Origin of the sequence: Komagataeibacter sp. FXV3 (assembly GCF_015155755.1) — a bacterium.
Classification (GTDB): Bacteria; Pseudomonadota; Alphaproteobacteria; order Acetobacterales; family Acetobacteraceae; genus Komagataeibacter.
The window spans coordinates 1-11,936 of sequence record NZ_VWPI01000075.1; the positions used below are offsets into that span (position 1 = coordinate 1).

Annotated in this window: 11 protein-coding genes; 6 read left to right on the plus strand and 5 right to left on the minus strand. The window is 63.3% G+C overall.

All coding sequences use genetic code 11. The features are described from left to right. Positions 1–23 precede the first annotated feature (23 nt). The 6 genes from F1542_RS07265 to rsmA all read left to right on the plus strand — a co-directional run bounded on the left by F1542_RS07265 (position 24) and on the right by rsmA (position 8,481). Positions 24–1,442, plus strand: a complete 1,419-nt coding sequence (locus F1542_RS07265) for an FAD-binding oxidoreductase (protein WP_227672556.1) — start codon at positions 24–26, stop codon at positions 1,440–1,442. 100 nt (positions 1,443–1,542) lie between these two features. Then, complete coding sequence (lptF, locus tag F1542_RS07270) at positions 1,543–2,709, plus strand: LPS export ABC transporter permease LptF (protein ID WP_193732454.1); 1,167 nt, start codon at positions 1,543–1,545, stop codon at positions 2,707–2,709. Further along, positions 2,706–3,821 carry an LPS export ABC transporter permease LptG gene (lptG, locus tag F1542_RS07275; protein ID WP_193732455.1) on the plus strand — a complete coding sequence of 372 codons (1,116 nt, stop codon included), beginning with the start codon at positions 2,706–2,708 and terminating at the stop codon, positions 3,819–3,821. The genes lptF and lptG overlap by 4 nt, the downstream gene beginning before the upstream one ends. A 20-nt stretch (positions 3,822–3,841) precedes the next feature. Continuing rightward, the gene (locus F1542_RS07280) at positions 3,842–6,220 is read left to right on the plus strand and encodes an LPS-assembly protein LptD (RefSeq protein WP_193732475.1); all 2,379 of its coding nucleotides are present in this window, start codon (positions 3,842–3,844) and stop codon (positions 6,218–6,220) included. Continuing rightward, positions 6,213–7,622, plus strand: coding sequence for a peptidylprolyl isomerase (locus F1542_RS07285; protein ID WP_193732456.1), 1,410 nt, complete (start codon positions 6,213–6,215; stop codon positions 7,620–7,622). The genes F1542_RS07280 and F1542_RS07285 overlap by 8 nt, the downstream gene beginning before the upstream one ends. A 7-nt stretch (positions 7,623–7,629) precedes the next feature. After that, the gene (gene rsmA, locus F1542_RS07290) at positions 7,630–8,481 is read left to right on the plus strand and encodes a 16S rRNA (adenine(1518)-N(6)/adenine(1519)-N(6))-dimethyltransferase RsmA (protein WP_193732457.1); all 852 of its coding nucleotides are present in this window, start codon (positions 7,630–7,632) and stop codon (positions 8,479–8,481) included. On the opposite strand, the gene F1542_RS07295 is transcribed toward rsmA, so the two are convergent. The 5 genes from F1542_RS07295 to F1542_RS07315 form a co-directional block, all read right to left on the minus strand. Beyond that, positions 8,451–9,701, minus strand: a complete 1,251-nt coding sequence (locus F1542_RS07295; RefSeq protein ID WP_193732458.1) for a cyclopropane-fatty-acyl-phospholipid synthase family protein — start codon at positions 9,699–9,701, stop codon at positions 8,451–8,453. The two genes, rsmA and F1542_RS07295, sit on opposite strands and share 31 nt — an antisense overlap. A gap of 139 nt (positions 9,702–9,840) precedes the next feature. Continuing rightward, positions 9,841–10,431 (minus strand): 50S ribosomal protein L9, encoded by a 591-nt coding sequence (gene rplI, locus F1542_RS07300; protein WP_193732459.1) that lies wholly within the window; start codon positions 10,429–10,431, stop codon positions 9,841–9,843. A 13-nt stretch (positions 10,432–10,444) separates the two neighbouring features. After that, the gene (rpsR, locus tag F1542_RS07305) at positions 10,445–10,720 is read right to left on the minus strand and encodes a 30S ribosomal protein S18 (protein ID WP_007399693.1); all 276 of its coding nucleotides are present in this window, start codon (positions 10,718–10,720) and stop codon (positions 10,445–10,447) included. Positions 10,721–10,726: 6 nt separating this feature from the next. After that, entirely contained in the window at positions 10,727–11,212 is a 486-nt protein-coding gene (gene rpsF / locus F1542_RS07310; RefSeq protein ID WP_193732460.1) for a 30S ribosomal protein S6, read from the minus strand. Between the two features lie 153 nt (positions 11,213–11,365). Continuing rightward, a complete protein-coding gene (locus F1542_RS07315; RefSeq protein WP_193732461.1) occupies positions 11,366–11,920 on the minus strand; it encodes a hypothetical protein in 555 nt (184 codons plus the stop codon). Between the last annotated feature and the right edge of the window lie 16 nt (positions 11,921–11,936).

Below are 11,936 nucleotides of genomic sequence, written 5' to 3' on the forward strand. Positions count from 1 at the left end.
CCACCACACCGGCACGGCAGGACCTGATTGCCCGTTTTACCGACATGCTGGGACCGGTGGGCGTGATTACGGGTGAAACCGATACCGCATCCTACTGCACCGACTGGCGCAACCTGTATCATGGCCGCGCACTGGCGGTGCTGCGTCCCGCCAGCACGGAAGAACTGTCACGGCTTGTGCAATTCTGTAACGAACATGACGTGCCAATGGTGCCGCAGGGCGGCAATACCAGCATGGTGGGCGGCGCCACACCTGATGGCAGCGGGCGTGAAGTCATCATCTGCCTGTCGCGCATGAACCGTATCCGCAACATCGACCCCAATGACCTGACAATGGAAATCGAGGCGGGCGTAACACTGAAGGCGGCGCAGGATGCGGCAAGAGAAGCCGGGTTCATGCTGCCGCTGTCCATTTCGTCCGAAGGGTCGGCGCAGATCGGCGGCGTGCTGGCCACGAACGCGGGCGGCAACAACACCCTGCGTTACGGCAATGCGCGTGAACTGGTGCTGGGGCTGGAAGCGGTCATGCCCGATGGCGGGGTGTTCCATGGCCTGCGCCGCCTGCGCAAGGACAATACGGGTTACGCCCTGCGCCAGCTTCTGATCGGGTCCGAAGGCACGCTGGGATTCATTACCACGGCCATCCTGCAGCTTCACCCGCAGCCGCGCGCGATCGAGGCCGCCCTGTGTGCGGTGGATGACGCCGAAGCCGCGCTGAAGCTGCTGGGGCTTTTGCGCGCGCGCGATCCCGCATTGCTGCAGGCGTTCGAATTCATGTCCGGCACCGGCATGGACATGGTGATCGACCTGATCCCCGGCACGACCCTGCCGCTGGGGGAACGGGCCCCTGCCTATGTGCTGCTGGAACTGGCCACCCCCCGCCCCGATGCCGACCTGCGCGAATATGCCGAGGACGTGCTGGGCGATGCGCTGGAGGAAGGCATCATCACCGATGCCGTCATTGCCGAAAGCGAGGGCCAGCGCACCGGGCTTTGGAAACTGCGTGAAGAACATGCCGAAGCCCAGCGCCGCGCGGGCGCCAGCGTCAAGAACGACGTATCGGTGCCCGTGACCCACGTGCCCGAACTGATCGGGCGCGCCACCGTGGCGTGTGAGAAACTGATACCGGGCATCCGCCCCGCCCCGTTCGGCCACATGGGCGATGGCAACATCCATTTCAACCTGGTCCAGCCCGAAGGCATGGCGCCCGACGCGTTCCTGGCCCGCAGCCATGACATCATGGATACGGTGGCGGCGATCGTGAAGGAACTGGATGGTTCGTTCTCGGCCGAACACGGGGTGGGGCAGCTCAAGCCCTACATGATGCCGTCATGGCGTGGTGGCGCGGAACTGGCGGCCATGCGCCACATCAAGGCTGCCCTTGATCCGAAAAACCTCATGAACCCCGGCAAGGTCCTGCCCCCCGTCACACCGGGGACATGAGGCCGCCAGCCTGCGCACGGCGGGCCGAAGGCCGGATCCAACCCCAATGCATGAAGGGATCACCCCTTTTGCACCGGCGGGAACAGGGTTAGACAGGGGCATGCCTGCCGTCCGCCCCGTTCCTGACCGCCTTGCGCCGCGCCTGTCGATTCTGGACAGCTACATACTGCGCCAGCTTCTGCTGGCGCTGGTGGCGACGACGGGTGCGCTTGTAACGCTGATCTGGCTGACGCAATCCCTGCACTTCGTGTCGCTGGTGGTGGGGCGCGGGCTGTCGCTGCGGGTCTTTCTGGAACTGACCAGCCTGCTGATCCCGTCCTTCATCGCGGTCATCCTGCCCATTACCACATTCGTGGTGGTGCAGTTCATCTACCAGCGCCTTGGCACCGACCGGGAACTGACGGTCATGCAGGCAGCCGGGCTGTCACCCGCCATGATGGCGCGTCCCGGACTGGCCTGCGCCGCCATTGCGACAGCGGCGTGCCTGGTGCTGAATGTCTGGATCGTGCCGGTTTCGTACCATGCCTTCCGCCAGTATGAATTCCAGATCCGCAACCGCATGGCCGCCTTCCTGGTGCAGGACGGGGTGTTCACGCAGGTATCGGACAACATGACCGTGTATATCCGCGCGCGCGACAAGGACGGCACGCTGCACGGCATCATGGTGGAAGATGACCGCACCCCCGGCGCCGAGGCCACCATACTGGCGGAAGAAGGCAATCTGGTCATCATCAATGACCAGCCGCGCGTGGTGCTGTTCAACGGGTCGCGGCAGGAAATCGACAGCCACACCGGACGGCTGAACGTACTGACCTTCACCCGCAACACGATCGACCTGTCCAGCCCGCATACCGCGCATACGCGCCTGCCCGATGCCAATGAACTGCCGATCTCGCAACTGCTGCACCCGGACATGCGGCTGTATTCACGCCGGGATGAAAGCAAGATGTTCATTGAGGCATGGCGCAGGCTGAGCACCCCTTTCTGCGCCTTTTCCTTTGCCATGATCGGGTTGGTGGGGGCGATGGGCGGCAGCTATTCCCGGCAGGCCAGCATCATGCGCCCGGTGCTGGCCATACTGGCCGTGGTCGCGGTGCAGGCGCTGACGCTGCTGGTGCAGAACCTGGCATCGCGCAACCTGCAGCTCATGCCGCTCATGTGGGTGTGTACGATCGGGCCGGGGGTGATCTGCGCGGGCATCCTGTTCTGGCCTGAACTGCGTGCCGACCGTGAAGCCCGGGCGGTCGCGGGCGGCACGCGTCCATGAAGCTTGCCTTCACGCTGTCGCTGTACATCGCCCGGCAGTTCACTTACGCCACGGTGTCGGTGATCGCCTTCCTGACCGGGCTGATCACCATGTTCGACTTCATCGACCTGCTGCGCCGGGTTTCCACCCGTCCCAACGTCCCGACCTCGCTGGTCAGCGAGATCGCCTTCCTGCACATTCCCTTCGCCTGTCTTGAAATCCTGCCCTTTGGCATCCTGCTGGGCGGGATCATATGTTTCTGGCGGCTGGCGCGGTCATCGGAACTGGTGGTGGCACGGGCGGCGGGCATTTCGGCATGGCAGTTCCTGGCGGGGCCGGTCACGTGCGCCGTGCTGATCGGGACGCTGGCCACTACCTGCATCTCCCCCCTTTCGTCGGTCATGTACCGGCGGGCGGAAATGCTGGACCGCCAGTTCCTGCGGGACAACAATGGCAAGTCGCTTAACCTGAGCGGGGGCACGCTGTGGCTGCGACAGGGGGATAACGGGCTGGTGGACCATGGGGTGGACATCATTCACGCACGCCATGTCAGGCTGACGGGCAGCGTGCTGCATATCAGCGGCATCACCATTTTCCGGCTTGGCCCCGATGACAACCTGCTGACCCGCATCGAAGCCGACCGTGGCTATCTGGGCAAGGAGCGCTGGGTACTGGAAGGGACGCGGCAGCTGCGTCCCGATGAACTGCCCATCGATATGGGCGAGATGATGCTTCATGCCGACCTGACGCTGGCGGGGGTGGAGGAAAGTTTCGCCTCCCCCGACACGTTGTCGGTCTGGGCGCTGCCAGGCTTTATCCGGCAGCTGAAACGCGCGGGCTTTTCCACCATCCGCCACCGGCTGCATTTCCAGACCCTGCTGACGCTGCCGGTGCTGTCAGGCACCATGGCACTGGTGGCGGCCGGATTTTCCATGCGGCCCGCGCGGCGTGGCGGGGTCATACGCATGATCAGCTTCGGGGTCGCGGCCGGTTTCGCGCTGTTTGCGCTGTCCAAGATCGCCGCCCAGTTTGGTGAAACGGGCACATTGCCGCCCCTTCTTGCCGCATGGGCCCCCACCGGGGCCGGGCTTTGTCTTGCAGTCACGCTACTTCTTCATCTAGAGGACGGTTAATGGACCGTCCTGCCCCCCTCATGCGCGCGCCGTCATCGCCACGGCTTGCTGCCGTTCTGCGGCAGTTCCCGCGCGGGTTTCTGCTTTCGGCCACCATGCTGGGGGGGATGATGTGCGCGCTGGTCCCCTCGACCGCCCAGGCGGATACGCCACCCGATGGCCCCAGGCGCAGCAGGCCCATCCATGCCCCCAAAAGCCAGCCACAGGCACCCGTCACCTTTTCAGGCACGGTTTCCAATACCGACCCGATGACGTTCCAGGCCGACCATGTCGCCTATGACAGCCGCAACGGCATCGCGACATGGAGCGGGAACGTACAGCTGTGGCAGAACGACCAGATCATGCGCGCCGACAAGGTGGTGTATGACCGCAATACCGGCATAGCCTCCGCCCGCGGCAACGTGGCCATGGTGGAACCGGACGGCACGGTGCTGTTTACCGAATATGCCGAACTGAGCAACGGCATGCGTGACGGGATCATGACGCGCCTGTATGTCCGCATGCAGGACAATGCACGCATGGCCGCGAACGGCATGCGCCGCACCGGCGCCAAGGTCAACGACCTGACGCGCGTGGTCTATACGGCGTGCGAGATATGCGCCCGCCACCCCGAACGCGCGCCGTTCTGGCAGTTGCGCGCCTATGACGCCACGCATGACATGCAGCACAAGCGGCTGGAATTCCGTGACGCGTTCGTGGACTTTTTCGGGGTGCCGATTTTCTACCTGCCCGCCTTCTCCATGACCGATCCGTCGGTTCGGCGGCAGAGCGGCTTCCTGACCCCCGGCTTCACCCCGCATGACCGTTACCTGGGCACGTATGTCACCATTCCCTATTACTGGGTCATTGACCGGCAGTCGGATGTCACGCTGCAGGGCCTGTTTTCCACCCGCACTGGGCCGGAGCTTACGGCAAACTACCGTCGCTATTTCAGCAATGCGCGCCTGAACCTGACCGGTGGCATCGCGTACGATACCCATCATGACACCGATTACGTCAACACCTTCGGGCAGGAGGTGGACAGTTCGGGAAACCACGGCGTACAGGGCTATATCTTCGCCAATGGCCAGATCTCGATAAACAAGACATGGCGGGCCGGGGCGAACATACGCTGGGCCAGTTCGCCCAACTACATGCGTGACTACCGTGTCAGCGGGTACGGGCAGGATACGCTCAATTCCAACGTCTACCTGGAAGGGTTCGGCACGGGATCGTATTCACGCCTTGATGCCGAAGGCTACCAGGGCATGAACCAGGGCGTCATCCATAACCAGGACCTGCCGTGGGTGCTGCCGCGCTACACCTACAGCTATTTTGGCCAGCCTGATTCGCTGGGTGGCCGGTTCAGCCTCGATACGACGGATTTCTATGTCTATCGTGAAAACGGGACTTCAGACCAGCGCGGGCAGCTTTCGCTCAACTGGGACCGGCCGTTCCACAACTCGCTGGGGCAGATATGGGACCTGACCCTGCATGTTGAATCGGCCATCCACCGCGCGACCGAACTGAACCAGCAGCCCAACTACGCCCGCACCACCCGCGCACAGGTGGAGGGGCAGGTGCTGCCCACCGTCGGCCTGAAGATGAACTGGCCCTTCCTGCGCAGCTTCAACCACAATACCGGCACCCAGATCCTTGAACCCATCGTGCAGTTCCTTGCCGCGCCCAATACGGGCAACAGCACGTCGCGCAACATCCCCAACGAAGACAGCCTGTCGTATGAATTCACGGATTCCACGCTGTTCTCGCTCAACCGCTATGCCGGCACGGACCGGCTGGATGGCGGCCTGCGCGCCAATGTCGGGCTGCATAACAACTGGACATGGAACGGCCACCAGATCGACGTGCTGATCGGTGAAAGTTTCCAGGAACATATCGACCACAACCGCCTGCCCTATTCCGGCCTGAACCACCACCTGTCGGATGTGGTGATGGGCACGCATATCGTACCCAACCAGTTCTTTGATTTCGACGGCAAGATGCGGCTTGACCCCTATGGTGGCAAGGTTGACTTCGCCGATGCGCTGGGCAGCGCGGGCTTCAGCCATTTCCGTGTCACGGGCGGCTATCTGTTCGAACCGGTCACGCCCTATTATTATTATGCCCAGCGTCCCTACACCTCGGCGGCGCCCGACGTCTATTACAAGCCCGTCAGTGAACTGACGGTGGGGGCGGCCTCCAACTGGGACAACTGGCACATTGCCGCCTATCTGCGCCGCAGCCTGTCACGCAAGGAAAGCGTCGCGGTGGGTGGCGATGCAGGGTACCAGAATGACTGTTTCGGGCTGGATGTCATGTATCTCAAGCAGTACACCACGATTGGTGGCCAACAGAGCAATTCAACCGTAATGTTCTCCCTTACGTTCAAAACCATCGGTACATTTGGTATCAATGGCTGACCTGATGCGCGAAAGACCGAGCTGGATGTCCTTCTTCCCCACCTCCCGTGGCGCTGTCGCCTCCCCTGCATCGCGGCGGGGCCGCATGGGCCGCACCCTTGCGGCAACCCTGCTGGCGTGCGTGGCGCTGGTGGGTCATGAACAGGCGGCCAGCGCCCGCACGGCCCGCGCCATTGCCCAGCAGGCGCAGGCGGCGGAAGACCAGGACGCCATCATCGCCACCGTAAACGGCGCGGTCCTGACCAAGCGCGATGTCGATACGCGCGGGCGGCTGTTTGCCCTGTCATCGGGGCTGGATGTCAGCGATGATGTGATGCAGCGGCTGCGCCCGCAGATCGTGCGGCAGCTGATTGATGAAAAACTGCGCATGCAGGAAATGCTCGACCGCCACATCAACGTGCCGATCCAGCAGATCGGGGACGCCATTGCCGGCATCGAACAGCGTAACGGCATGCCCCAGAACGCCCTGCGCAACAAGCTGGCGGAAGATGGCGTATCGCTGACCACGCTGATTGACCAGATCCGCGTGCAGATCGGCTGGTCGCAGGTGCTGCGTCAGGAAACGGCCGAACATGGCCGCATTACCGCATCCGAGATCGAGCAGCGCATGGCCGCGCTGAAGCGTGAGGATGGCAAGCCGGAATACATGATCAGCGAGATTTTCGTGCCGGTGGACGATCCGCGCCATACGGAAAACGAACTGAAATTCACCGAAACCATCATTCAGGAACTGCGTGAGGGCGCGCCCTTTCCCATTGTCGCCGCACAGTTCTCGCAGGGGCAGAGCGCGCTGGATGGCGGCATGATGGGCTGGACACAGGAAGACGGCCTGGACCCGCAGGTGGTGGACGTGGCGCGCAAGATGCCGGATGGCGCCATTTCCAACCCCATCCGCGTCGCGGGTGGCTATGTCATCGCCACCATTGCCGAACGGCGGACGGTCGGCCACCAGATGGCCACCATCCTGACCATCCGGCAGGTTTTCTTCCCCTTCGACACGCCACTGGACCCGGAAAACCCGACCGACCAGCAGAAAGCAACGCTGGACACCGCCACGGCGTTCACCAACGAAGCCAAGAGCTGTGACCAGATGGAAGCCGAGAACAAGAAACTGGGGGAAAAGCACCCCAGCGACCCCGGCGAACTCATGCTGAACCACCTCAACCCCCAGATGCGCGAAATCCTTGAGCCACTGGCCCCGGGCAAGACCAGCAAGCCGCTGGTTTCGGGCGAAGGCATACTGGTGCTGATGGTCTGCACCCGTGAGGAGCGCAACATCGCCATCCAGACCCCCAGCCAGATTGCCGACCACCTGATGAACGAACGCGTGGAACAGACATCACGCCAGCTGAACCGTGACCTGCAGCGCCGCGCGATCATCGACATGCGTTCCAAGACCTGATCGGCCCATGACCATGACCGAACGCCCCCGGGCGCTGGAACCCCTGCGCGAGACCATTGCGCGGCACGGGCTGGACGCGCGCAAGGCGCTGGGACAGCACTTCCTGCTGGATCCGGCCATTACGGCGCGTATCGCGGCGCTGGCTGGGGATCTGGCGGGGCAGCACGTGGTGGAAGTCGGTCCCGGCCCCGGCGGCCTGACCCGCGCGCTGCTGGATACCGATGCCGCCAGCATTGTCGCGGTGGAGGTGGACACACGGGCGGTTGCCGTCATTACGGAACTGGCCGCCCTGGCCCCCGATCGCCTGCGGATCATCGAAGCCGACGCCATGCGGTGCGACCTGACCACGCTGTGTCCCGCCCCGCGCCAGATCATCGCCAACCTGCCCTATAATGTCGGCACGCCGCTGCTGGTGGGCTGGCTGCGGCAGGCGGCTGCGTGGTCACGGCTGACATTGATGTTCCAGCAGGAAGTGGCCGAACGTATCTGCGCCGCCCCCGGTTCGGCGCATTACGGCAGGCTGGGCGTGCTGGCGCAGTGGACGTGCCGCTGCGGTGTGCAGATGCATATTCCCCCCGGCGCGTTTTCCCCGCCGCCCAAGGTCCATTCTGCCGTGGTCGGGCTGATCCCCCATGCGCAGCAGCCCGATGCCCACGTTTTCCGTGCCATGGAACAGGTTACGGCGGCAGCGTTCGGCCAGCGGCGCAAGATGCTGCGCGGTGCGCTGAAATCCATTGGTGGTGAAGCCTTGCTGGCCGAAGCGGGCATTGACGGCAGCCGCAGGGCCGAGACACTGGACATTGCAGAATTCGACCGTCTGGCCCGCCTTCATGCCCGCAGGGCCGCGACCCCGGCCTGACCATCCTGCATGGTCCCCGGCTGCGGGGCGTACATGTAATCGCGCACCAGGGGTACGGCATCGATTTCACGCACCAGCTGCAACTGGAAATTCAGGTGCCCCTGCACGCGGAAGGCAAGTTCGGACACCACAAGATAGAATTCGAACATGCGGCAGAAGCGTTCATCATACAGCCGCGCGACCTGCTGCCGCCGTGCCGCGAAACGGCTGCGCCAGTGGGCGATGGTGTGCGCGTAATGCAGGCGCCAGATCTCGCAATCCGTCAGCCATAACCCGGCGCGTTCCACGGCGCTGACGGCTTCACTGACCGCCGGGGAATAGCCACCGGGAAAGATGTAGCGGTCGATCCATGGATTGGTCACACCCGGCCCTTCCCTGCGGCCGATGGAATGCAGCACCATGACCCCATCGGGGCGCAGGGCTGCGCGCATGGTGTCAAAAAACGCCGGGTAATGGGCCACGCCCACATGTTCGAACATACCGATGGAAATGATCCGGTCGTACTGTCTGCTGACGGCACGGTAATCCAGCAGTTCAAAGCGCACGCGCCCGTCCAGCCCCGCCGCCCGCGCGCGCTGGCGTGCGATATGCAGCTGTTCCACCGACAGGGTAATGCCCGTGACCTGCGCGCCGTAATCGCGCGCCAGCGTCAGGGCCATGCCGCCCCAGCCACACCCCACGTCCAGAACGCGCATGCCGGGGCGTGACAGGTGCAGCTTGGCCGCCAGGTGATGTTTCTTGGCCGCCTGCGCCTGTGCCAGCGTTTCGTTGCCCGTAGGGAAATAACCGCACGAATACTGCATGTCCCCATCAAGGAAATGCCGGTACAGCCGACTGTCCAGATCATAATGATGCGCCACGTTACGCCGGGCACGCCGCAGGGTGTTATCCTGCAGCCATGTCCGCGCGATATAGCGCAGGGAACCAAAGATCCGTTCCCCCGCGGGGCTGCGCCGCATGACATTGAGCATGAGCACATGCAGCAGGTCATACAACGTGCAGCCCACCGGGCGCAGCGTGCCCGCCATGTAGGCTTCCCCCACCTTCAGCGCGGGATCAAGCAGCAGGGCACGCACCGTTTCCCCATCCGCGATCCACAGGCCGGCCTGCGGCCCGGGGCCACCAACGTACACGCGCCTGTCCCCGCCGGGGTAATGGACATCCAGCCGCCCCAGGGTAATGAAATGTGCAAAGGCCCGGTCCAGCAATACAGATGCCATCACTCGTCCCCTTCACACATGCCCGCCCGGCAACAGGCGGATGCACCCGCCCCGGAAACGACAAAAGCCCGGAAGAGTTTCCTCTTCCGGGCTTTCGCAACCGGTCAGGCACCCCGTATGGGGTACCAGATCAGGTCAGTCAGACAGCCGGGGTTTCCTCGACGGCGGTTTCTTCCGAAACCTCGCCTTCGGTTACCGCGCCTTCTTCGGCCAGAACCTGATCGTCGTCCTGATCGACGCCGATTTCCTCACCACGCGCCTGACGTTCCGCTTCTTCTTCAGAACGGGCAACGTTGACGGTGACCTGCATGGTCACTTCCGGGTGCAGGGCGACGCTGACTTCATACAGGCCAAGCTGCTTGATCGGTTCGGGCAGGATGACCTGGTTGCGGCCGATGGTCAGGCCGGCCTTGGTCGCTGCTTCCGCGATGTCACGGGTCGTGACGGAGCCATACAGGCTGCCGCTGTCGCCAGCCTGACGGATCAGAATGACGGACAGGCCGTGCATCCGCTCAGACAGGCGCTCGGCCTCCTCGCGGTTCTTGAGGTTCTGGGCCTCAAGCTGCGCACGTTCACGTTCGAAACGCTCACGGTTGTGTGCGTTGGCGCGGATCGCCTTGCCCTGGGGCAGCAGGAAGTTACGGGCATAGCCCGGCTTCACCGTGACGATCTCGCCCATCTGGCCCAGCTTCTCGACGCGCTGGAGCAGGATGAGTTCTACTGCGGACATGGTTCTGCCTCCCTCAGCTTACAATGTAGGGCAGCAGGGCCAGGAAACGCGCGCGCTTAATGGCCTGGGCCAGTTCACGCTGCTTCTTGGCGGACACTGCCGTGATGCGGCTGGGAACGATCTTGCCACGTTCGGACAGGAAGCGGCTCAGCAGGCGCACGTCCTTGTAGTCGATCTTCGGCGCGTTGGGGCCGGAGAACGGGCAGGACTTGCGACGACGGTAGAACGGGCGGCGCGCGCCAACCGCAACGCGGCGGGCGGCGGGATTGATCTCGGTTGATTCGGACATCAGCTCTTACTCCGCTTCGGCGCTGGCAGTGGCGTTGGCGCGCTGCTGTTCTTCACGCTCGTTACGGGCGCGGAACTCCTCGCGGTCATCGAAATTACGGCGCGTGCCGCGACCGCTTTCAAAACGGCCGGTGGGCTTGGGCCCACGGAAGCCACGCTCACGCTCGTCACCCTTGCGCGACAGGATGACCGACGGTGCTTCGTCAATCTCATCCACACGCAGGGTCAGCACGCGCAGAACGTCTTCGTTCAGGCTGAGCTGACGCTCGATTTCCTTGATGGCGGTGGAAGAACCATCCAGGCCCAGAAGCATGTAATGCCCCTTGCGGTTCTTCTTGATACGGTAAGCCAGCGTGCGCAGGCCCCAGTATTCACGCTTCTTGACGGAACCGGATTCCGCTTCAAGCTGGGCGGCGATGCCATCGGCGATGGCTTCGACCTGCTGCTGCGACACGTCATTACGTGCGATCAGCACGGTTTCATACAACGGCATTGGGACTCCCTTCGGATCACTTCAACCCCCGCATGGACGGACACGGTCCGCCATGTTGCCACCAGGGCACGGGTATAGCCGGGGGCGATGCCACGCACCCGGCAGGGAAGAGGCGGTTTGAAACACAAACCCGGCCAATAGACAAGGAAAAAGTCAGGTCAGCGCCGTTTCAATCGGTGCCAGCCACGTAAAGACCGGCATGGGCCTGACATCCTGCGGGCGGTCATGGCGGAAACCGGTCACGGCCCTGACCAGTTCCAGCGGCACATCAAGCATGCTGCCCGGACCACGCGGGTCAGCCAGTCCCCGCTCCACCGCGGCAAAGGCCTTTTTGTGCAGGTCGGGCAGCGCGTCCGGCGCGTTCCCTTTTATATCCAGATCCAGATAGTCGCTGTTCCGCCCGTCATGCTGGACGGTCCAGATTTCTTCGCCATCTGCATAGCCTGCGGCCTGGCTGACCGGGTCAACCGACGCCACGTCGCACGTGACCAGCCTGCCCTCACGGCACAGGGTCCTGCGGTCATAGCTGGAAATCAGGCCGCTATCGTTATTGGTGCGGATGACAAACCAGCCATTGGGAAGGTTCGCAATGGCGTATGGCGCTTCATCATTCGGGTCGGGTTCACCAGTATCGCGCAGGCCGAGGGCTTCCAGCAGCGCCGCGCGATCGACACCGTGGAACTTGTAATACGACATATCAAAATCCATGCTCTCCACTCCTCAT